Annotated in this window: 18 protein-coding genes and 1 pseudogene; 11 read left to right on the top strand and 8 right to left on the bottom strand. The window is 37.5% G+C overall.

Features of this window, described 5'->3' with window-relative positions; genetic code table 11:
* Positions 1–42 precede the first annotated feature (42 nt).
* On the top strand, positions 43–1,026 hold the full coding sequence (guaC, locus tag H624_RS0100575; protein WP_035855240.1) for a GMP reductase: 984 nt from the start codon (positions 43–45) through the stop codon (positions 1,024–1,026).
* Between the two features lie 51 nt (positions 1,027–1,077).
* Here guaC and H624_RS0100570 read toward each other — a convergent pair whose 3' ends face one another.
* On the bottom strand, positions 1,078–1,932 hold the full coding sequence (locus tag H624_RS0100570) for a prephenate dehydrogenase (RefSeq protein ID WP_026865829.1): 855 nt from the start codon (positions 1,930–1,932) through the stop codon (positions 1,078–1,080).
* 407 nt (positions 1,933–2,339) lie between these two features.
* Between H624_RS0100570 and aroF the strand changes: the two genes are divergently transcribed.
* Both aroF and H624_RS0100560 read left to right on the top strand, forming a co-directional pair.
* Positions 2,340–3,377 carry a 3-deoxy-7-phosphoheptulonate synthase gene (gene aroF, locus H624_RS0100565; protein ID WP_026865828.1) on the top strand — a complete coding sequence of 346 codons (1,038 nt, stop codon included), beginning with the start codon at positions 2,340–2,342 and terminating at the stop codon, positions 3,375–3,377.
* 15 nt (positions 3,378–3,392) lie between these two features.
* Positions 3,393–3,683 (top strand): chorismate mutase, encoded by a 291-nt coding sequence (locus tag H624_RS0100560; protein ID WP_026865827.1) that lies wholly within the window; start codon positions 3,393–3,395, stop codon positions 3,681–3,683.
* Between the two features lie 33 nt (positions 3,684–3,716).
* Here H624_RS0100560 and H624_RS0100555 read toward each other — a convergent pair whose 3' ends face one another.
* Positions 3,717–4,640, bottom strand: a complete 924-nt coding sequence (locus tag H624_RS0100555; RefSeq protein ID WP_026865826.1) for a homoserine O-succinyltransferase — start codon at positions 4,638–4,640, stop codon at positions 3,717–3,719.
* Positions 4,641–4,745: 105 nt separating this feature from the next.
* Here H624_RS0100555 and H624_RS0100550 point away from each other — a divergent pair, with 105 nt between their 5' ends.
* The 3 genes from H624_RS0100550 to H624_RS0100540 all read left to right on the top strand — a co-directional run bounded on the left by H624_RS0100550 (position 4,746) and on the right by H624_RS0100540 (position 7,297).
* On the top strand, positions 4,746–6,059 hold the full coding sequence (locus tag H624_RS0100550) for a Na+/H+ antiporter family protein (RefSeq protein ID WP_026865825.1): 1,314 nt from the start codon (positions 4,746–4,748) through the stop codon (positions 6,057–6,059).
* A gap of 203 nt (positions 6,060–6,262) precedes the next feature.
* Entirely contained in the window at positions 6,263–6,439 is a 177-nt protein-coding gene (locus H624_RS12490; protein ID WP_156889119.1) for a hypothetical protein, read from the top strand.
* A gap of 78 nt (positions 6,440–6,517) precedes the next feature.
* Positions 6,518–7,297: an N-acetylglucosaminidase gene (locus tag H624_RS0100540; protein ID WP_026865824.1), complete on the top strand. Its 780-nt coding sequence runs from the start codon at positions 6,518–6,520 to the stop codon at positions 7,295–7,297.
* Between the two features lie 25 nt (positions 7,298–7,322).
* Here the strand turns inward: H624_RS0100540 and fdhD are convergent, their stop codons facing one another.
* A complete protein-coding gene (fdhD, locus tag H624_RS0100535) occupies positions 7,323–8,120 on the bottom strand; it encodes a formate dehydrogenase accessory sulfurtransferase FdhD (protein ID WP_035855233.1) in 798 nt (265 codons plus the stop codon).
* 113 nt (positions 8,121–8,233) lie between these two features.
* Here fdhD and H624_RS11385 point away from each other — a divergent pair.
* The 4 genes and pseudogenes from H624_RS11385 (at position 8,234) to glnA (ending at position 14,825) form a co-directional block, all read left to right on the top strand.
* A pseudogene (locus H624_RS11385) lies at positions 8,234–9,475 on the top strand (L-lactate MFS transporter).
* A 56-nt stretch (positions 9,476–9,531) separates the two neighbouring features.
* Entirely contained in the window at positions 9,532–11,889 is a 2,358-nt protein-coding gene (locus tag H624_RS0100525) for an FdhF/YdeP family oxidoreductase (protein WP_026865822.1), read from the top strand.
* A 111-nt stretch (positions 11,890–12,000) separates the two neighbouring features.
* A complete protein-coding gene (locus H624_RS0100520; RefSeq protein WP_240921862.1) occupies positions 12,001–13,353 on the top strand; it encodes a sodium-dependent transporter in 1,353 nt (450 codons plus the stop codon).
* 134 nt (positions 13,354–13,487) lie between these two features.
* Positions 13,488–14,825, top strand: a complete 1,338-nt coding sequence (glnA, locus tag H624_RS0100515; RefSeq protein ID WP_026865820.1) for a type I glutamate--ammonia ligase — start codon at positions 13,488–13,490, stop codon at positions 14,823–14,825.
* Positions 14,826–14,910: 85 nt separating this feature from the next.
* Here glnA and H624_RS0100510 read toward each other — a convergent pair whose 3' ends face one another.
* Entirely contained in the window at positions 14,911–16,575 is a 1,665-nt protein-coding gene (locus H624_RS0100510) for a Na/Pi cotransporter family protein (RefSeq protein ID WP_026865819.1), read from the bottom strand.
* Between the two features lie 231 nt (positions 16,576–16,806).
* Between H624_RS0100510 and H624_RS0100505 the strand changes: the two genes are divergently transcribed.
* Entirely contained in the window at positions 16,807–17,919 is a 1,113-nt protein-coding gene (locus H624_RS0100505; RefSeq protein ID WP_026865818.1) for an HAD family hydrolase, read from the top strand.
* Positions 17,920–18,008: 89 nt separating this feature from the next.
* On the opposite strand, the gene serA is transcribed toward H624_RS0100505, so the two are convergent.
* From serA to H624_RS0100485, 4 genes are all read right to left on the bottom strand, one after another.
* Entirely contained in the window at positions 18,009–19,604 is a 1,596-nt protein-coding gene (gene serA, locus H624_RS0100500) for a phosphoglycerate dehydrogenase (RefSeq protein WP_026865817.1), read from the bottom strand.
* Between the two features lies 1 nt (position 19,605).
* Entirely contained in the window at positions 19,606–20,739 is a 1,134-nt protein-coding gene (locus tag H624_RS0100495; protein WP_026865816.1) for a pyridoxal-phosphate-dependent aminotransferase family protein, read from the bottom strand.
* A 60-nt stretch (positions 20,740–20,799) separates the two neighbouring features.
* Entirely contained in the window at positions 20,800–21,852 is a 1,053-nt protein-coding gene (locus H624_RS0100490) for an AAA family ATPase (RefSeq protein ID WP_026865815.1), read from the bottom strand.
* A 67-nt stretch (positions 21,853–21,919) separates the two neighbouring features.
* A complete protein-coding gene (locus tag H624_RS0100485; RefSeq protein WP_026865814.1) occupies positions 21,920–22,168 on the bottom strand; it encodes a hypothetical protein in 249 nt (82 codons plus the stop codon).
* Between the last annotated feature and the right edge of the window lie 48 nt (positions 22,169–22,216).

The raw sequence follows: 22,216 nt of genomic DNA, 5'->3' as shown, positions 1-22,216 counted from the left end.
TAATATCATGTAATTAATATACGGATTAGAGGAGCATTTATCATGGATAGCGTTTTTGATTATGAAGATATACAGTTAATTCCGAACAAATGTATTGTTGACAGCAGATCAGAGTGTGACACTTCGATTCAATTTGGAAAACACACATTTAAACTACCAGTCGTTCCAGCTAACATGCAAACAATTATTGACGAAAATATAGCCACATACTTAGCGGAAAATGGTTATTTTTATATTATGCACCGTTTTAACCCAGAGACACGTATCGATTTTATTAAAAAGATGCAAGAAAGAGATTTGATCTCATCTATTAGTGTTGGAATCAAGCCTGAAGAATATGACTTTGTGCTTAAATTAAAAGAAGAAAACTTAGTACCTGACTATATTACTATCGATATTGCACATGGACACTCAGACCGTGTAATGGATATGATTAAACACATTAAGAAACATATTCCAGAATCTTTCCTAATCGCAGGTAACGTCGGTACACCAGAAGCCGTGCGTGAATTGGAAAATGCGGGTGCAGACGCAACTAAAGTAGGTATTGGACCAGGTAAGGTATGTATTACTAAAATTAAGACTGGATTCGGTACAGGTGGTTGGCAACTTGCTGCACTACGTCTATGTGCAAAAGCTGCATCTAAACCAATTATTGCAGATGGTGGGATTCGTACGCATGGAGATATTGCGAAATCAGTAAGATTTGGTGCTTCAATGGTGATGATAGGTTCACTATTTGCTGGCCACGAAGAATCGCCAGGCGTAGTTTACGAAGAAAATGGTAAGAAATATAAAGAGTACTTTGGTTCAGCTTCAGAGTTCCAAAAAGGTGAACACAAAAACGTTGAAGGTAAGAAAATGTACGTTGAATATAAAGGGCCACTTGAAGGCACTTTAGTAGAAATGCAACAGGACCTACAGTCATCTATTTCATATGCAGGCGGTAAAGATTTAGAATCAATCAGAAATGTAGACTATGTCATCGTTAAAAACTCAATTTTCAACGGGGATAAAGTATACTAAGAAACAAAAAGCGAGACCTGAAGTGATCACTTCAGGTCTCGCTTTTTGTGTTTACTCTTCATTCAAATCATGGAGATCCATGTAGCGTTTAGTACTCTCGACCATCATGTTTTCCATGGTCGAAACATCGTCATTCTCAATTGCTTGAGTCAGTTTATCAAGTTGTACTTTGAAATTATCAATATGTTTAATAAGGTGATCTTTATTCATCATAAATAATTCAGGCCATAGTTTTTCGTTAATATTTGTTATACGTGTTAAATCTCTATAACTGTCCCCTGTGTATTGCTTTGTATTGCGGTTAGTATCATCACTATTGATTAAAGAAATCGCTATGACATGGGCGAGTTGACTGGTAAATCCAATCACCTCATCATGAAAATCAGGTGTGATCACAGATATATTACCAAAACCAAGTTGTTTAACAAAGTTTTTAAGGAAGTCTATATTTTCTTCGAGATTCCGACTAGTGGGTGTAATTAAATAGTTTGCGCCAATAAACACCTCACGACTACTAAATTCTAGCCCGCGATTCTCACGACCTGCCATTGGATGACCGAAAATGAAGTCCGCACTTTTAGGTAAAAGGGGTTCAATTTGATTGATTACAGATGATTTAACACCGGTCACATCAGTAATGACAACACCATTTTTAAAGTATGGGACGTAGCTTTCGACTAAATTCTTGAGTAAGGTAGGGTAAACAGAAAAGATAATTAAATCTGCTTTAGGTATAATAGCAGTGAAATCATCAGAACCTCCGTCAATTAGCCCAATTGATTGTGCCTTATCTAGAGTAACCGTATCGATATCGATTGCATATATTTTATAGTTAGGGAAACTTGCTCTTATTGATTTGGCAAATGAGCCACCTATATTTCCTAGACCAATAATTGCGATGTTCATAAATATGCCTCCAAGTATTGTTATCTTAATGACTATACAGTAAATGACTAAATTATGTAAAGATTTAATCAATTTTGAGATTTGGTTTGACAAACGAAAAAGCCGAGTCTATAATAACTATCAAATACATTACAAGGAGCTGTTATTATGTTAACTCACAAGATTATACAACCAAATAACACGCTTTACTTTAGCTATTTTTGATACCGTTTGTACTCATCATTTGTACAAACGTAAAACAAATTGTTTGTATCAATGATGGCTGAAGATTTTGTAATGTCTAGCCATTTACTTAAAAATAAGTGGCTAGAGGTCGGGACTTCTAATATATTTTTTTATACCTACTGCCACTTATCTTTAAAGTTAAGTGGCAGTTTTATTTTTAAAATTATTAGGAGGCTATATTTATGATTATTCATGTAAAACGTGACGCAAAGGAAAATGACATTCAGACATTGGTTACAGCAGTAGAAAATGCTGGTTTTAGAGTGCACCGTTCTGATGGTGAAAGAAGAACAATCATCGGTCTAATCGGCGATACATCCAAAGTCTCTGAAAATGATTTTAAAAAATACAGTATCGTGGACGGGGTGTACAGAATTCAAAAGCCATATAAGAAAGCGAACAGAAGTTTTAAAGAAGAAGATAGTGTAATAGATATTGGAAATGGTGTTAAAGTCGGGGCAGATCATTTTATGATGTGTGCAGGACCTTGCTCTGTTGAAGATCTAGACAGCACAGTGGAACTTGCAATTAAACTTAAAGAAGCAGGTGCAAATTCACTGCGCGGTGGTGCATTCAAACCTAGAACATCACCATATAGTTTCCAGGGGCTTGGTGTCGAAGGCTTAAAAATTCTAAATGAAGCAAAGAAAGAAACAGGATTACCAATCGTTTCTGAACTCATGGGTACAGACCATCTTGATACATTCGTTGATATGGTGGATGTCATCCAAATTGGTGCGAGAAATATGCAAAACTTTGATTTACTTAAAGCCTTAGGTCAAACGAACAAACCGATTTACTTAAAACGTGGAATGTCGGCAACAATTCAAGAATGGTTAATGTCAGCTGAGTACATCATGGCTGGCGGGAATGAAAATGTAGTACTTGTTGAACGTGGTATCAGAACATTTGAAACAGCGACACGTAATACATTAGATATTCAAGCTGTACCGGTAGTACAAAAGGAATCTCATCTACCTATTATTGTTGATCCATCCCATGCTGCAGGTACAAGATATGTTATTCCTTCAATGGCAAAATCTGCAGTAGTTGCAGGTGCAAGTGGTTTACAAATCGAAGTTCATGAAGATCCAGAGAATGCTTGGAGTGACGGCCAACAATGTCTGACACCTGCAGAGTTCTCTGACTTAATGCAGTCAATAAATGTCCTGTTGGAGCTTGAGGGTAAAACAATTGATCGTCCTATATTAACGAAATAATAGAGGAGGTTTACCATGGGGAAACATGAAGAGTTACGCAATGAAATCGATCGTATTGACCGCCAACTTATGAAATTGTTTGAAGAAAGAATGAATATAACAAGGGAAATTGCAGATTATAAGCGTGCGAATAATATTCCTGTCTTAGATCAAGCACGTGAAGATAAGGTCATTGAGAAAAATGTAACTTATCTAAAAGACCATACGCTAGATAAATACGCTCGTGAATTCACTAAACGCCTCATGGAACTCTCAAGAACAAGACAGAGTGAAGCGTTAAATAATAAGGTTACAAAAACATGCTAACAAAAACTGCTGCAGGTTCGCTGCAGCAGTTTCTTATTTTAACTTATGAAGTTTAGTAAGATCATAAAGCGTATTTTGATAAGTTTCATTAAGCCAATTGTTAAAGAGTAGATGACCATGGCTTCGCCACTGAAACATTGGTTTTTCTTTCGGGTTATCACCCGGGTAATAATTATATGGTGGCTGAATATCCGCACCAGCTTCTATGTCACGGTCATATTCTTTTTTTAGCGTGTCACGGTCGTACTCTAAGTGACCGAAAATAAATAAATCTCTTTGACTAGTAGAAGTGATAATATCTGGTCCAAAAAGCGGATGCTCAGACAGAATTTCTAAATCCTCTACAGCCCTCACCTGTTTTTCATTTATTTTAGTATGTCTAGACTGTGGAACTTGATAGATGTCATCAAAACCACGAATGTAAGGGTGGCTAGGTAAGACGTTGTGATAGTCAAAGATGCCGAAAAGTTTTTCATCTAAATGAAGTTTATCGATATTGTGATAATAGTTTAAAGCGAATTGTGCCCCCCAGCAAATATAGAAGCGACTAAAGACATGTGATTGTGCCCAATCGACCACTTTTTTAAGCTCATCGATGTAGGCTACCTTGTCGAAATCGAACTTCTCTACTGGCGCACCGGTAACGATTAAGCCATCAAAATGTTCATCTTTAATTTCATCATGCGTTTTATAATACTTTTGCAGATATGAGGTCGGCGTATTTTTACTTTTGTGAGTAGACATATGTAAAAAGTCGATATCGACTTGTAAGGGAGAGTTGCCAAGTAGGCGCAACAACTGCAGCTCGGTTGTTTCCTTCAGCGGCATTAAATTTAAGATAAGAATTTTTAGTGGACGAATGTCCTGAGATATCGCACGTGACGATTCTATGGTATATACTTGTTCCTGTTGCAATTGTTTTCTAACAGGTAAGCCTTCAATTATTTTAATAGGCATATGGAATGCACCTTCCGTTTCCCAGTAATTAATAATATACAATGTATCAGTGAAAGCGATTTGTAGTCAATATCTAAATTATCAAAAAATTATGGAGGAGAAAGAATGAACTCAGTTTTAATCGCCATCTTAATTATGGTGGTCTTAAGCCTGTGTAAGCTTAATGTTATTTTAGCGTTATTCATCGGAGCGATAGCCGGTGGCTTAATAGCAGGTATGAATTTAAATGAAGTAATTACTGTGTTTACAGGCGGCATAGTTCAAGGTTCAGAAATTGCCCTAAGTTACGCCTTACTCGGTGGATTTGCTGCCCTGATAGCATACAGTGGAATTACCGATGTCCTTGTAGATAAAATCCTATCTATATTACAGCGTAATCAAACGAAAAAAGCGAGAGTTATTGCGAAAATTTCAATCGTATTGGCCTTGTTAATTATCGCAATGATGAGTCAGAATCTAGTTCCTGTACATATTGCCTTTATACCTATACTGATTCCACCTTTAATTAGCTTGTTTAATGAATTGGAAATAGACAGAAGATTGCTAGCAATCGTACTTACATTCGGTTTGACATTTACCTATGCGATAGTACCTTTTGGTTACGGACAAATTTTTCAAAATACAATCGTAAAAAGTTTTAGCAATGCAGGTGTAGAAATCAGCTTTCAAGATGTTGCACCAAATATGTTGATACCAGTATCTGGTTTTATATTCGGTTTAATTATCGCGACTTGGTATTTTAGAAAATCACGTAAGTATATAGATAAAGAAAGTGAGCTAGCTACAAAGAAAATAAGAGTCAGTGCTAGCACTATTGTGACAGCGATTATTGCTATTATCGTTACCTTTACTGTACAGTTCTATACTGATTCTATGATCTTTGGTGCGCTCGGTGGAATTATGATTTTCTTCTTGTCATTCAGATTTAAATGGTCGGAACTTGATACCGAGCTTGTCAACGGCATTAAGATTATGGCGTATATTGGAATGGTAATGTTAGCAGCTAACGGTTTTGCTGGCGTCATTAATGAGACTGGAGATGTGACACCACTGGTTAACAGTATTTCTGATATACTTGGAGATAATAAGGCATTTATTGTACTTGGTATGATGATTGTTGGCCTAGTCGTGACGATGGGGATAGGTTCATCATTTGCGACCTTACCAATCATTGCAGCGATTTTTGTCCCGATGGGTGCTGAACTTGGTCTGTCCATGTCAGCGATAATTGCAATTGTCGGTACTGCTGGTGTTCTAGGTGATGCAGGTAGTCCAGCGTCTGATTCTACCCTTGGTCCAACGGCAGGCTTAAACGTTGATGGTCAACATGATCATATATGGGATACCTGTGTGCCTACATTTATCTTTTTAAATATTCCAGTTGTCATTACAGGTTTTATTGCAGGTATGATACTATAAAAATGTAAACTGTTTGTAATAATTCATAAAGTCAGCTTGAAAAGCAATGAATTATGTAGTTTAATGAATCTACTAGTAAAAAAAATTCACTAATACGTAGCGTTTTTGTCTTGAGCTTCATAAATACACATATAGACGTGCGTACGATTTTTGTATGCTAGTTTAGCTCTTGATAATTTAGAATCTTTAAGACAGGTGATATTATGGAGACAGATTTTAACATTTTAAAAGGCAATTTAACTGCATATCAGATTAGTGAAGCGATTGGTATTTCTATTGAAGAAGCAACCGATCTTCTTGAGCATCGCATAACTATCGAATCTCTTGATGCTGAAAGTCAGGAGAAGTTAAAGCAACTTGAAAAAGTGTTGTTTGATTAAGGTCCTGATAATACAATATACTGATAACATGAGAATGAGACTGACATTGTCAGTCTCATTTATTTTTGGAGGACGTTCATGGATAGGGTAAAAGAGAATATACCATTTATATTATTGATTATCGTCATGGCACTATTTGTATTCGCATTTATAGTGTCTGAAACGTCACTGTTTGATGAGGAGGAGATACATACGTATACCTTTGAAGAAGCGGTAAGTATGCAAATTTCTAATGATACAACTGACTTAAAACTTGTAGATGAAACGACAGAACAGGCGAATGATAATGATATTAAAAATGCTATGAACATGAATAATAGTAATGATTATCAGTTTCTCCGATTAGATGAATTATCTGGTGCAACTGTAGAACAATTAAATGAGGAACTAGAAGGTAAAGGCATCCTAGAGGGAGAAGGTCAGGCATTTTATGATGCGGAGCAAAATCATCAAATTAATGCAATATACTTAATTGCTCACGCGACTTTAGAAACTGGTCATGGCCAGTCTGAACTCGCTTCAGGAATCCAAGTTAATGATACGGTTTACTATAACTTTTTTGGCATCGGGGCTTTTGACCATGATGCTGTTTTAGAAGGATCGTCTTATGCCGAGCAAGCGAATTGGTCAGCACCAGCGCGTGCCATTGATGGTGGGGCAGAATTTATTAGGAAGAACTATATCAACAACAATCAAAACACATTATATAGGATGAGATGGAATCCAGAGAATCCAGGTACACATCTTTACGCGACAGATATCGCCTGGGCGGAAAAAATTGCGCAACTTATGAATGGGCACTACAATGCCCTAGGTCTAGAGCACGGTGAACTTGATAAGGATAACTATATAGAATAAAGGGTGAGACTTAAGTCTCACCCTTTTACTCTACATCATCAGCACCAACAATGCGCCAAGGATGACTATACACGTTAAATGAACTACCACGTATAAAGCCTGCAGCGGTAATATTTAAATCATTAGCAAGATTGATTGCTAAATCAGTTGGTGCAGACTTACTTAGAACAATACCCACACCGATTTTAGATGCCTTGGTGAGTACTTCTGATGAAATTCTTCCACTAAAGACAATGATCTTATCTTTGACTGAGATGTTGTTTTGTAAACAGTGACCGTATAACTTATCTAGAGCATTGTGTCGGCCGATATCACCTTTATGAATGATCGTCCCATCTGGTGAAGCGATACTTGCGTTGTGGATACCACCTGTATCCTTAAAAATTGTACTTGCATTCTGCATTTCTTTCATCAAACTAATGCATTGGTCTGGTGTGATCTTTGTATCTGACAGTGAGAATTTAGAAGTTTCTACGTCGGCTTGGAAATAGAACTGACGACTTTTACCGCAGCATGATCCGATTACACGTTTTGAGAAATCACCGAAATTTTTAGGGAGTTCTCTTGAAATCTTGACATGGCAAAAGCCACCTCGCTCATCTATGTTCATCGATTCGATTTCTTTAAATGATCTGAGTGCACCTTCTGAAGCTAAGAAACCGATGACAAGTTCTTCTAAATCATCTGGTGAACATACTAAAGTGGCAAACTCTACATCATTTAAATATATCGTTAGAGGAAACTCTTCTGCTATCGTATCTTCTACTTCAGTAAACTTCCCATCGTCATAACGTCTTATCGTATTTTTAGTAACGATTTCCATTTTAATTTCTCCTAATCGAAACATATTGTAAATATCTGTTTTTCTTAATATAATCACAACTAAGATGAAATTTCAATTTTCGGAACTTCGTCAAACAAACAGGGGGAATAAAAATGGAGACAAAGAAAAACCGTTGGTTGATAGCGCTTGCAGGTGTGGGAATACATATCTCAATCGGCTCTGTCTACGCATGGAGTGTATTTACAACGCCTTTACAAGAATCTATCGGATGGTCACTTAGCCAAGTATCGTTTACTTTTAGTATTGCTATTTTGTTTTTGGGGTTATCTGCAGCTTTCATGGGACATTTTGTAGAAGCCAAGGGGCCGAGGAAATCGGGGTTAGTATCTACAGTGTTCTTTGCTTTAGGAATGATTACAGCAGGTTTTGGAATTCAGTTATAAATGCTATGGTTGTTATATGTCGGATACGGAGTGCTTGGAGGTATAGGTCTAGGTATTGGTTACATTACACCAGTGTCTACACTTGTTAAATGGTTCCCAGATCGACGTGGTATGGCAACAGGATTGGCAATTATGGGCTTTGGTTTTGCTGCGATGATTGCGAGTCCAGTCATGCGTTTTCTTATTGAGTCCGTAGGTATACCAAATACCTTCTTTATTTTAGGTGCCATTTATTTTGTTATTATGTTAGTTGCGAGTCTTTATTTAGAGAAACCGCCAGAAGGTTATGTACCAGCTGGTGTAGTTATAGAAGAAACAAAAACAGCGAGTAAAGACTTAGCGCAACTTACTGCAAATGAAGCTATAAAAACTAAGCGTTTTTACTTCTTATGGTTTATGCTTTTTATCAACGTCACATGTGGGATTGCTATATTAGCTGTTGCGAGCCCAATGGGTGTTGAAATTGCAGGCCTTTCTGCTGGCGCAGCCGCTGTCATGGTGGGGATTATGGGTGTGTTCAACGGTGCTGGACGCTTAATCTGGGCATCTATTTCCGATTATATTGGACGTCCAAATCTTTATACAATCTTCTTTGTGTTACAGATTGGGGTTTTCGCAATTTTACCGTTTACAACAAACGGGATACTATTCCAAATCTTACTATTCATCATGATTACTTGTTATGGTGGTGGATTCTCAGCAATTCCTGCTTACATTGGCGATATTTTTGGAACGAAACAGCTTGGTGCCATCCATGGTTATATTTTAACAGCATGGGCAGCGGCTGGTTTAGCAGGGCCGTTTATTGTTGCGGAAATCTATGAAGCAACACAAAGTTATGCCTTGTCACTTTATATCTTTGTGGCTATGTTCGTTGTCGCACTAATCATTTCGATTATTATAAGATTTGATATAAGAAAGCTTAAAGTAAAAAATGAGCACAGGGTCTGAGCAAAGATTAAAAATAGTGTACAATGGAATTATTATAATATAGAGGGAGTGTAATCATGGGGAAAACTCTTCACCCGGGTCCTATAAACAAGACTAAGCGTTGGGATCCTAAACTATGGGTCAGTCCTGTTCCATTCGGTTTAACAAAAGTTAAACCACATCACATGAGAGATACAGCTAAGATTGTTTGGAAAAATAGAGACAACTTGAACTATGCTAAGAATATTATATTAAAAGGTGTGTGTGATGGCTGTGCACTAGGTGTATCTGGTTTACAAGACCAAACCTTAAATGGACCACACATGTGTACAACACGTTTTAACGTTCTACGTTTAAATACAGCACCGCCAATCAAGCCTGAGATATTACACCAGGACATAGATGAGTTACGCAAGATGGACAGTACGGAATTACGTGAACTTGGTCGTATTCCTTATCCAATGATTCGTCGTAAAGGTGATCGTAAATTCATTAGAGTTTCTTGGGATGAGGCTATGAATACGATTGCTGACAAAATGAAAGAATTAGATCCACTTCAATATGCGTTCTATTTAACAAGTCGTGGTATTACAAACGAGTCTTATTACGTCGCTGCAAAAATTGCGCGTTACTTAGAAACAAATCATATTGATAACGCATCACGTATCTGTCACTCACCAAGTAAATCAGCAATGAAACGTTCAGTTGGTGTTGGGGCATCAACTTGTAACTATCAAGACTGGTTAGGTACTGATGTATTAGTATTCTGGGGTAGTGTGGCTTCAAATGCTTCACCAGTATCAACTAAATATATGATGGAAGCTAAAAAACGCGGTGCAAAAATTATTGTAATTAACCCTTATAGAGAACCGGCAATGGAAAACTATTGGGTACCTTCAGTGGTTGAATCTGCCTTATTCGGTACAGAAATTGCGGATGAATTCTACGAAGTAAACATTGGCGGAGACATCGCTTTAATGCACGGTGTAATGAAACACTGGTTTGATCTTGAAGAACAGAATCCAGGTTCAGCAATCAACCATGATTTCGTTAAAGAACACGTTAACAACTATGAGGATATGAAAGAGAATGCGATGAGCCAGAGCTGGGATGAGATTGTTGCATCATCTGGTGTGTCTAAAGAGAAAATCATCGAGTTTTCAAACATACTTGCTCAAGCTAAAAATGGTGTTATGGTTTGGGCGCTTGGTCTAACAATGCACAAACACGCAACTGACAATATTTCACAAGTTGCTAACCTTGCCTTACTACGTGGTTGGTTAGGTGGTAAGAACAAAGGCCTTATGCCACTTCGTGGACACTCCTCAGTGCAAGGATCAGGTGAAATGGGTGCAGATCCATTCTCCTTACCTGGTGGAGATTATAATGATGAAAACCGTAAACGTATTGAAGACCTTTGGGGCTTCAAACTTCCAGAATGGCCAGGGGACAGTGTTGGTGTAACAATTGAAAACTCAATGCTACCTGATGACAATGAGAAAAAACTTAAACTTTACTACATGTCTGGTGGTAACTTCTTAGAAACGATGCCAGATCCAAACTTCGTCGCTAAGGCTTTAGAGAACCTAGATATTCGTGTGCACCAAGATATTATCCTAAACACATCTACGCTACTTGATGCGAAAGAAGCAGTTGTTGTATTACCTGCTAAAACGCGTTATGAGCAAGACGGCGGTGGCTTATCTACATCAACTGAAAGAATGATTTACTTCTCACCAGAAATCGAAGGTAACCGCAACAGAATTGCTGAAGCTAGAAGTGAGTGGCAAATCTATGTTGACCTTGCTAAACGCGTTAAACCGGAAGAATCTCACCTAATTGATTTCCAATCAGGTCAAGATATCCGTAATGAAATTGCTAAGGGTAACCCACAGTATGATGGTGTTCAATATCTTAAGAAAGCTGGAGATGTTTACCAATACGGTGGTGCATGGTTATGTGAAGGCGGTGTTTGCCCGACACCAGATGGTAGAGCGAACTTAATTACTATGGATATTCCAGACAACAATAAGAAAGCTGGAGAGTTTAAATTGTTGATGAGACGTGGTAAACAATTTAACGCAATGATCTACGGTGAAAATGACGCATTCAATGCTATGGGACGTTATGACGTCTTAGTTAATGAGAAAGATGCGAGTAAAGAAGGTTTAGAAAACGGGGAAGCAGTCGTACTTTACAACAAGAATGGTGTCTTCCAAGGATTCGTTCGTTATGCGGACATTAAAGAAGGTAATATTGGAGCACACTTCCCAGAAGGTAACTTCTTAGTAGAAAAAGGAATCTACGAAAGCTTCGTAGAAATGCCGGACTACGTTACAGATGTAAAAATGGAGAAAGCAGATCATTTTAATGCAAATAAAGACCGTCAATATCTAGAGAAATCTATCCCAGAATTAGAAGACAATCCGAACTAAAGTAAAAATGAGTATACTAGCTGGAAGAGTTGTTAACTCTTTCAGCTTTTTTGGTTATATTATTTGTTTCACATATATGATAGAATACCAACATTAGTATTGAAAAGAGGTATAAATTTGTCAGAGAATAACTGGAACTCTAAACTTGGTTTCGTCCTTGCTGCAGCAGGTTCTGCTATTGGTCTCGGAGCGGTATGGAGATTCCCTTATATGACAGCTGAACATGGTGGAGGCGCGTTTTTATTTGTCTTTCTATTATTTACCATCCTCATCGGTTTGCCGTTATTAATAAGTGAATTTGTCATCGGGCGGGCATCAAGACGGAATGCAATAGATGGATTTGAATACTTAAGTGGTAAGAAAAGCTTACGAATATTCGGGTGGTTAGGCCATCTAGGTACAATGGTACTTTTATCCTTTTACAGTGTGATTGGTGGATGGATTTTAATCTATCTTGTCATTGCCTTAATGGATTTACTCGGTTTATATGTTGTTGAAGACTACGGAACACTTTTAGGAGAGGTTATTAGTAATCCATTGTTTGCAGTCTTAGGGCAAGGCGTATTTATCTTTATTACTGCCTTCGTCGTTGCACAAGGGATTCAAAAAGGCTTAGAACGCGCTTCTAAAATCATGATGCCCTTGCTATTTATTTTATTTTTATTTATTATTATTCGGTCTCTTAGCCTCCCTGGTGCATTTGAGGGTGTAAAGTATTTCTTAACACCAAATTTTGGTGAATTAAATGCTAATGCAGTAATGTTTGCGCTTGGTCAATCATTCTTCGCATTGAGTGTGGGAATCACACAGATGATCACATATTCATCTTATTTAAAAGGTGATGAAAGCCTTCCAAAATCTGCAGGATACATTGTGATAATGAATATCGCTGTCTCTGTCATGGTAGGTTTAGCGATTTTTCCTGCAATTGCGTCATTTAATATGGAAAGTGTCGAAGGGCCTGGTTTAGTCTTTATAGTCCTACCAGAAATCTTTAATGCCATTCCGTTCGGTATTATTTTCTATTTGATGTTCTTAATAGCATTCTTATTCGCAACGTTAACCTCATCGTTCTCAATGATTGAGATCAACGTAGCGAATACATTAAAAGGTAATCAAAAACATCGTAAGAAAGTCACTTATTTATATGCATTGGTTGTCTTTATGATTGGTATACCTTCTGCTCTATCTGAAGGTGTGCTAAATGATGTACAATTTTTTACCGGAACTATTTTTGATAATGCAGACTTTTTAGTCTCTAATATTTTACTCCCGGTTGGTGCCTTATTCTCTTCTATTTTTGTCGGTCATATAATGGATAAAAACCTGACAATGGAACAATTCAATTTAACTAAGGGTGGTAAGTATTATGGTGTATTTTTAGCGTGGATGTTTATGTTAAAATACATTTTGCCAGCGATTATTTTTTTAATATTTATCGTAAATATTTTAGGTGTTTTCTAAAACATTTTAGAGAAGGAGTGTGGGACTCCTTCTCTTTTATTTTATATGCTAATTGCGTTTGATATTTACTTGTGGTAACATTTTAACATGAGTTTTTAAGGGCCTTGGTCCAAATCTTATAAAGGGTGTGAGTTATGGAAAATATAACAAGAGAACAAATTCTCAATGCCGCTAAAGAAGAAAACGTTAGGTTTATCCGACTACAATTCTCAGATATTTTGGGAACAATTAAAAACGTTGAGGTTCCATTTAGTCAATTGGATAAAGCCCTTGATGGCCAAATGATGTTCGACGGCTCTTCAATTGAAGGTTTCACACGTATCCACGAATCAGATATGTATCTTGTGCCAGATCTAACAACTTGGACAATTTTCCCCTGGACGACGTCAAAAGGTGACAAAGTGGCACGCATAATTTGTGATGTATATAATATTAACGGAACGCCATTTGAAGGTGATCCTCGTACAAACTTAAAATCTGTACTTAAAGAAATGACTGACATGGGCTATACATCTTTCAATCTCGGGCCAGAACCTGAGTTCTTTTTATTTAAATTGGATGAAAATGGGAAGCCGACAACTGAACTTAACGACCACGGTGGGTACTTTGATTTAGCACCGACTGATTCCGGTGAAAACTGCCGTAGAGATATTGTCATTGAGTTAGAGGATATGGGCTTTGATATTGAAGCATCACATCATGAAGTTGCTGAAGGTCAGCATGAAATAGACTTTAAGTATGCTGATGCAATTTCTGCCTGTGATAACATCCAAACATTCAAACTTGTCGTAAAAACAGTAGCAAGAAAACATAACTTACATGCGACATTCATGCCAAAACCATTATTTGGAATTAACGGTAACGGGATGCACTTTAACGTTTCATTGTTTAAAGGAAAAGAGAATGCATTCTTTGATGAATCTGCTGAAGATGGCTTGAGTCAAGACATGAAATACTTTATGGCTGGAGTTTTAAAACACGTCAGAAGCTTCACTGCAGTGACAAACCCACTTGTTAACTCTTACAAGAGACTTGTACCTGGCTACGAAGCACCAAGTTATATTGCTTGGTCTAAACGTAATCGCTCACCATTAATGAGAATTCCTTCTTCACGTGGCTTATCAACTCGTGTAGAAGTGCGTTCTGTAGATCCATCAGCGAATCCATACCTCGCATTAGCAGTTATTTTAAAGGCCGGTTTAGATGGCATTAAAAACAAATTGGAATTACAAGAGCCAATCGACCTTAATTTATATGAGTTAACTCGTGAAGAACGTGTTCAGAACGGTGTAGAAGATTTACCATCAACGCTATATAATGCCCTTAAAGAAATGCGTGATAGTGAACTTGTTAAAGAAGCACTTGGTGAACACCTCTTTAAGGCTTTCTATGAGCACAAACTTGTAGAATGGGATGGTTATCGTTCTAACGTATCCGATTGGGAATTAGAGCACTATCTAGACCAGTATTAAGGATATACTCAATACAGATAAACCCATACTTAGATTATTTCTAAGTGTGGGTTTATTTTACGACTTTTTAGTCTCTGTATTAAGTTTAATCGTAAACTGTGAAGTCTTCAGTGAATTCGTCTACACCTGTACTTAAGTTAGTTTCAGAAATATTTCTAGCATTATAACCAATACGTTCTAGATTAGAAATTAATTCAACGTATAGCATACCACCATCAGTTGAGCATTCACCTCTTGATAGGCGTTTGATGTGCTCTTTACGAAGTTTGTTTTCTATACGATTGGATTTCTGACTTAATCTAACGATATGTTCAAGTGTTTGTGGGTTATATATATCTATTGAATCGAGCGCTAACGTAAATGATTCGTATACGTGATTGTAAAGATGTTCAAGTCCTTCTTTAGCTTCATCTGATAACTCAATTTTTTCTTCGTATTTAATATGGTATTGGTTAGCCAGATTATGTGCTTGAGTAGAAACTTTTGTTAAAATACGAGAAATCTCGAGCAAGGTACTGATACGTTCAGTATCTTCTTGCGATACTTCATATTTAGTAATGTCTAATAAATAATTACGGATGCTATCTTGTAAAGTTGATGTGACGTTTATCTTGTCTTCGATTTGCTTATAAAGTTTCGCATCTTCTTTGTCACTATAACGACGTGCATCTTGTAAAGTACTGAGGACAAGTTCACCTAGGTTTTTAATTTCACTTTGTGCTGATTGAATTGCAATATTCGGTGATTGTTTTAAAAGTAGTGGGTCGAGATGTTTAGGTTTGAAGTCTTCCGAGAAATCTCTACCTGGAACAATCTTAATCACAATCCAAGCAAGAACACCAACAAACGGTATGTGTATTAATGTGTTTATAAAGTTATATGACCCATGAGCAAAGGCAATGGTCATTGGTTTATTTAAAGCAAGTAAACCTTGTAGTTGCTCCACGTATATAACAAAGAATGGCATTAGTATCATGAATATTGTTGCACCGATTACATTAAACATGACGTGTACCATGGCTGCACGTTTGGCGGCAATTGAACCGACCAATGCGGCTAATATAGCTGTAATTGTTGTTCCGATATTATCCCCAAGAAGTATTGGAAGTGCTGCTTGTAAATCTATTAGATCATTCGCATAGAAATTTTGCAGAATCGCGATTGTCGCACTAGAACTTTGTACTACAACAGTTAGAATGACACCAACTGCTAATCCAAGGAATGAGTTATCGCTCATTGCCAGCATTAAGTCCTTAAAGTATTGTAAATCTGCTAGTGGTTTTACGCCATCTCCCATGAGTTCTAAACCATAGAATAAGGCACCAAAACCAAATAAAACACGACCAATATTGATTACTTGATTACTCTTAAAAAAGAATAATAAAAATGAACCCAAAGCCAAAATTGGAAGTGAGTACGCTCCAACGTCTAAACCAATAATAAATGCTGTGATTGTCGTACCTATGTTTGCCCCTAAGATAATGCCGATGGCTTGTCTAAGTGTTAAAAATCCAGCACTGACAAGTCCAATTGTTATTGCTGTTGTACCTGAACTACTTTGTATTAAGGCAGTTACAATGATACCAGCAAGTACACCTTTGATAGGGTTAGAAGTCATACGATTTAAGATTTCTCTTAATCTGTCACCTGCGGCGGCTTGAAGACCGTCCCCCATCTGTTTAATACCATACAAGAAGATACCGAGTCCGCCGAGGAACATAAAGATAACTTCCATTGGACTAAGAGACATAAAAAGTCCTCCAAATTATAATAATTTTACATTCTTATTCACAAATTAATAAACTCAATATAAAGTTTACAATCTACGTTAATCATATTACAAATGACAGCTTTTTTAAACATATATTTAAGAATTGATAAAAGGTCTGAGTTTCCTGAAAATTTGGTAAATCAGTCGACATTTAGAAAAGGCTGTGGCAAACTTAAAAATATAATATAAATAATTAACTGGAGTGGTATTATGGCCACAATTTTATTTGATGTTGACGGTGTATTCTTAAGCGAAGAACGATGCTTTGATGTATCTGCGCTTACAGTTGAAGAATTATTATACAATCCGCGTTATTTAAATTTAGACGGTAGGAAGTTTAAAGCAATATATACGGATGAAGAGATTGCCGACATCCGTAATACTATTTTTGTTAACGATAAAATCCTACAATCCTTTAAAGAAGCGGGCTTAAACTCCAATTGGGATATGCTGTTTATAACGTTTTCTGTCATATATTTAGACATCTTAGAGCAGGAAAAATTAAATCTACACGGTGTGAACTTGAACGATTTAAATCAAGTTGGCGATATGTTAGGCGACGTGACAGTTCGTCCAGAAAAAGTACTCGACTTTTTAAAAGGGACGTTGAACTCAAAGGAAGATATTTACCAGGCGCTTATTGACAAAGCAGGTGAGCTAGAAGGTTTTTCTGATCAAGGGAGCTTTCAATTGTATGGAGCACTATGGTCTTTAGGTCACTATAAATACCAAGAGTGGTATTTAGGTAGTGATTTAGTCGAAGCGGATACAGGGAAGGCTGCAGAAGAATTGGATAAGACAGGCTTCATTCATGATGAAGAGTGGATTGTTGATCCTCAGTTAATTGTTGATATGCTAGAAAAACTTAAGGAAGCGGGCTATACCATTGGTGTGGCAACTGGACGACCAAGACAAGAAACTTTGCTCCCTTTCGAACAAGGTGGGCTTGATGAGTGCTTTGATCAGCGTAGAATTTCTACGGCAAGTGAAGTGATGGCCTCACAGGAGAAGAGCGAGGTAGACCATGCACTGACTAAGCCACATCCATTTTCTTACCTATGGAGCTTATATATGCACAACGATACATTGTTCGAAGAAGCAGTTCACGGTAAAAATGTTAGTGATGAACAGATATATATTGTAGGGGATTCTGTTGCAGACTTTTACTGTGCAAAGGCAATTGGTGCGACATTCTTATGCCCCTTAACTGGTCTAACTGGAGAAGATATAAAAGACACATTTTATGAGCTCGGTGTAAAAGAGAGCCACCTTATGGAAAATGTATTAGATGTCCCTTTAGCAATTAAAGAGCTGGAGCATTAGAAGTGATAATGGTGATAAGTGAGTTAAAAAGCAGTGACTTATCACCGAAAAGAGGTCCATCCGTTAACTGAAACGGATGGACCTTATTACTAATCCAAAATAATAGTGTGCACTTTATGAATGTTTTTAATGTCTTTGATTTTCTCTAACGTCTTATCCGGTACTTGATTATCTAGGGTGAAGAGCACCATCGCATCACCTTCACGTACTTGTCTGGCGAGCTGCATGGAAGCGATATTGACCAAATCTTCTCCTAACAAGGCACCGAGTTCACCGATAATACCTGGTCGGTCAGTGTGTTCAATAATTAGGATATGAGATTCTGGCTTGAAGTCAATCGAGTATTGATTCAGTTTTACCAAGCGTTCACCGTATCCTGGGATACTGGATGAACCGATAGTGACGTGTTCTTTATCGTTGATGAGTTCGACTTCTAAATAGTTAGTGTAACCATCAGCCTTAGGATTCTTTTCAATATTATAGGTAACGCCGAGTTCTTTTAAATAATAGAGTGCATTGATAATATTTACCTCATCTGCAAAGTGCGGTTCTAAGACATGTTTGACAAAAGTACGAGTTAGAATACTCGTATCATCAACTGCAAGGTCGCCATAGTATTTGATTTTAACTTCGTGTGGTGGGGCATCTAAGAGTTGGATTCCAAACTGTCCGAGATGCTTAACGACAGACAGATATGGTCTCAGTTCTTCGGTTACAGAACTAGAAATACGCGGTGCATTGACAGCATGTGTGATCTTGTTGTCTAAGAAGTACTCAATAATCTCTTTTGATACACTTACAGCGACTTTTTCCTGTGCTTCAACTGTAGAGGCACCGAGGTGTGGGGTTACCACTGTACGGCGATGTTCTATTAAAGCTGTATTATCTGGGGGCTCTGTTACAAACACATCCAAGGCGGCCCCGTTAACAATTCCCGCTTCAAGTGCTTCTAGTAAGTCAACTTCGTCTACAATACCACCTCGAGCAACGTTGATTACATAAATTCCTGTATCTTTAACCTTGTTGAAGAAGTCTTTGTTAATCAGGCTTTTCGTTTGTGGGGTGAGTGGCGTATGCACAGTGACGAAATCTGCGACTGCTGCTAGTTCATCCACTTCCATTTTTTCAATTTCATTATCATTGGCTTTTTCATCTGATAAGTACGGATCAAACGCCACTATTTTCATACCAAAACTCTTTGCACGCCGAGCGACGCCAAAACCAATTTTACCTGCGCCAATGATACCGAGAGTTTTACCTTGGAGTTCAACACCCTTATGCGCACCGCGGTTCCATATACCAGATGTAAGTTCTTTATATGCTTCAGGTATGTCTCTTGCCATGGTAAGGAGCATAGCCATCGTATGCTCTGTTGCAGATATCGTGTTACCTTCAGGTGCATTGATAACAATGATGCCATGTCGAGTCGCTGCATCAATGTCAATGTTATCAACACCAACACCTGCGCGCGCAATCACCTTTAATTTTTGAGCATGCTGAATGATTCTCTTGGTCATGGTCGTTTGGCTACGGACAATGACCGCTTCAAAGTCACTGATGATATCGATAATCTGTGCTTCTGATAATCCTTCTTGTCTGCTAACGATAAAATCATCATGAGCGATTAATTCTTCAATTCCATCTTGGCTCACTGGGTCTAGAACTAATACCTTATGTTTGACCATTTCATCTCTCCTCGTAGGCAGTAAGGGCTTTTCCATAATAGTTTTTTTGTCTGAGTTTACTTAATATATCTTCTAAGGCGCTGAGTATAGTTAGCATATCTTTCGGGAACATAAAGCCCATATGTCCGATGCGTATGATTTTTCCTGACAGATCTTTTTGACCACCAGCAACGGATATACCATAATCATTAAACAGACTGTCTTTAATTAAGGTAATTTCTTCAGGTGACGATTTTACAGCAGTGACAGTGGGTGAAGCATCAGCTTCTCCTACTAATAGTTCTAAGTCTAAAGCCTCTACACCCCTTCTTATCATCTGCTGCATTTTTTTATGACGTGAAAAGATAGCTTCTAACCCTTCTTCTTCAATCATTTCTAAGACATCATCCAAACCTTGATATAAGGTCACTGCTGGTGTTTGAGGTGTGTAATCATCTTCGAGTGACTTTAAGTACATTCTTAAATCTAGGTAATATCGCTTATCTGATGCTTGATTTAATTTTTCATATGACAGGTCGTTAATGCCAACGAAGGCAAGACCCGGTGGTAGCATTAATGCTTTTTGACTGCCCGAGACTAAGACGTCAATATCGTCACGTTTCATATTGATATCCGCACCGCCTAAGGCACTCACTGCATCGACGACAAAAAGTGTTTGTGCATTATAATCTTTTACCACTTTACCGAGTGCATTCAGTGGGTGGAGTACAGAAGTAGAAGTTTCACATGCCTGTGTAAAGACTGCAGATACATTATCAATGGTTGCTAAGAAATCTTTAAATGCCACAGGGTCAACAGCACGTCCCCATTCAACATTGTAAACATGGACATTGTAGTTATAACGCTCGGCGATATCCTTGAATTTACCACCAAAGACACCACTTACGATGATGGCGATATTTTCGCCTTCTTCTACGAAGTTGACCATCGCTGCTTCTAGTGCACTCGTACCTGAAGCGGTTAAAATCACTACAGGATGAGTAGTTCCGAATAGTGGTTGAAGACGATTCTGAATTCTAACACTTAAATCTTTAAAGGCTTGGGTGCGATGTGGGATAATACCCTGCGACATTGCTTGGTATGTTCGTCTAGCAACAGGCGTAGGGCCTGGAGTTAATAACAATTCTTCCTGCACAAATACCACTCCTAATTCTTGGATAGATTAACATTAATTATAACAAAATAAATTTAAAATTCAGTTATCTTTGCCATCTTCTAGTAATTCATCACATAATTGATGTGCACGGAGGTAATTTTCTTGGTAACTTTCATTTAAAATGACCGCCTGGTCCATGAGATTATATGCTTTTAATTCCTCTAGTAGTTTGTTGTAAAACTTAATTTCATCATCATTTGCATGTGACTTTGGAGGTAAGATAAATATCAATGCCCAGTTTTGAAGTTGGATATAATGTTCGAATATTTGATTGACATATGCTTTATCTTCTTGGTTGCTTAACATATTGTAGACTTTCGAATACATCACATCTGTATCGGCGAAAAAAATCTTACGCGTCGCACTTGAGTGTATATGCTCACGGTTTAAGTCGAACTGGCCGATGCCAATTGCATGGTAATCTTTCGCATCCAGTTCATGTGGCAAGAGTTGATGTGTTTTAAAATATTCTTTAGCGTACTCAAGTGAATAACTCGATGAATACCGTCTTGCTAAATCCTCAGTCAACATTGATTTGCCACTGTTAGGTGCGCCTGTTATTAATACATTTTGCACGAAGTAACGTCTAAATGGACGTGTGACGTAATCCCAGTTCAAAATAGGGGTCTCTCTAATCTCTGTACCACTAATTCCTAAAATTTTTCGGTCAACCATAGTCATTTTGATGTCGAGTTCTGGCCAGTAGTCAGTAAAAAAGCTTTCAAGTGGTTCCACATATTCGCTTTCTCCAACGTAAAGAGTTAGCTTTTGTACATCAAAGTCAAGTTCATCTTTGGTCTTCTTAATTAGGCTAGAAAGCATCTTTAGCCAAGACTGCCAGCCATCTGGATAACGCGGGATATCAGTCTCATTAAGTTGTAAGACAGTGACATTGGTATCATTTTTAACAAGTTGACGCATCGCACGTGTTCTGTGTTCAACATTCATACCGATCTTATCGCCTCGATCGCCGTCATAACCTGAAACGATGATGACGGCGTGATGATTTTCTCTTTTTGCACGAACAATTTGTTCAAAATGGCCGACGTGACATGGGGCAAATGTTCCGAAATAAACGCCTAAATCTCTCATATAATCGACTCCTAAAAGGTACTCTGAAAAGAACAATTGAGTTAAATATGCTACAATATTTAAGAAATTAAATGTAAATTAAAGCGATAATTGCAAAATGAGCAATACCACTTAAAATAGAAATAATAGATAGTAATTTAATGCTTTTGGATGAACCGACTATAAAGAAAAGAACAGGTAAGATAATAGAGACAGCAAGTAAAATAATCCTTGAACTGAGCAAGGCAATGAGGTCATCATGTTGATATGTTAAATTAATATTGATCAAGCTATAAATATTAAATGCAGTAAGTAAGATTAGAATGATTTGTTTCATTTTTATACGCTCCCTTTGGGGACTTATTATAGCAGAAATAATGAAGAA

This window comes from Jeotgalicoccus marinus DSM 19772, from assembly GCF_000425825.1.
Classification (GTDB): domain Bacteria; phylum Bacillota; class Bacilli; order Staphylococcales; family Salinicoccaceae; genus Jeotgalicoccus; species Jeotgalicoccus marinus.
The sequence above is the reverse complement of the archived record's forward strand: the minus strand, read 5'-3'. Positions and strand labels throughout refer to the sequence as shown.

What these genes read in the sequence shown, in the direction of transcription:
- guaC (WP_035855240.1), top strand. Translation starts at nt 43, where the DNA reads ATGGATAGCGTTTTTGATTATGAAGATATACAGTTAATTCCGAACAAA.
- H624_RS0100570 (WP_026865829.1), bottom strand. Translation starts at nt 1,932, where the DNA reads ATGAACATCGCAATTATTGGTCTAGGAAATATAGGTGGCTCATTTGCC.
- aroF (WP_026865828.1), top strand. Translation starts at nt 2,340, where the DNA reads ATGATTATTCATGTAAAACGTGACGCAAAGGAAAATGACATTCAGACA.
- H624_RS0100560 (WP_026865827.1), top strand. Translation starts at nt 3,393, where the DNA reads ATGGGGAAACATGAAGAGTTACGCAATGAAATCGATCGTATTGACCGC.
- H624_RS0100555 (WP_026865826.1), bottom strand. Translation starts at nt 4,640, where the DNA reads ATGCCTATTAAAATAATTGAAGGCTTACCTGTTAGAAAACAATTGCAA.
- H624_RS0100550 (WP_026865825.1), top strand. Translation starts at nt 4,746, where the DNA reads ATGAACTCAGTTTTAATCGCCATCTTAATTATGGTGGTCTTAAGCCTG.
- H624_RS12490 (WP_156889119.1), top strand. Translation starts at nt 6,263, where the DNA reads ATGGAGACAGATTTTAACATTTTAAAAGGCAATTTAACTGCATATCAG.
- H624_RS0100540 (WP_026865824.1), top strand. Translation starts at nt 6,518, where the DNA reads ATGGATAGGGTAAAAGAGAATATACCATTTATATTATTGATTATCGTC.
- fdhD (WP_035855233.1), bottom strand. Translation starts at nt 8,120, where the DNA reads ATGGAAATCGTTACTAAAAATACGATAAGACGTTATGACGATGGGAAG.
- H624_RS0100525 (WP_026865822.1), top strand. Translation starts at nt 9,532, where the DNA reads ATGGGGAAAACTCTTCACCCGGGTCCTATAAACAAGACTAAGCGTTGG.
- glnA (WP_026865820.1), top strand. Translation starts at nt 13,488, where the DNA reads ATGGAAAATATAACAAGAGAACAAATTCTCAATGCCGCTAAAGAAGAA.
- H624_RS0100510 (WP_026865819.1), bottom strand. Translation starts at nt 16,575, where the DNA reads ATGTCTCTTAGTCCAATGGAAGTTATCTTTATGTTCCTCGGCGGACTC.
- H624_RS0100505 (WP_026865818.1), top strand. Translation starts at nt 16,807, where the DNA reads ATGGCCACAATTTTATTTGATGTTGACGGTGTATTCTTAAGCGAAGAA.
- serA (WP_026865817.1), bottom strand. Translation starts at nt 19,604, where the DNA reads ATGGTCAAACATAAGGTATTAGTTCTAGACCCAGTGAGCCAAGATGGA.
- H624_RS0100490 (WP_026865815.1), bottom strand. Translation starts at nt 21,852, where the DNA reads ATGAGAGATTTAGGCGTTTATTTCGGAACATTTGCCCCATGTCACGTC.
- H624_RS0100485 (WP_026865814.1), bottom strand. Translation starts at nt 22,168, where the DNA reads ATGAAACAAATCATTCTAATCTTACTTACTGCATTTAATATTTATAGC.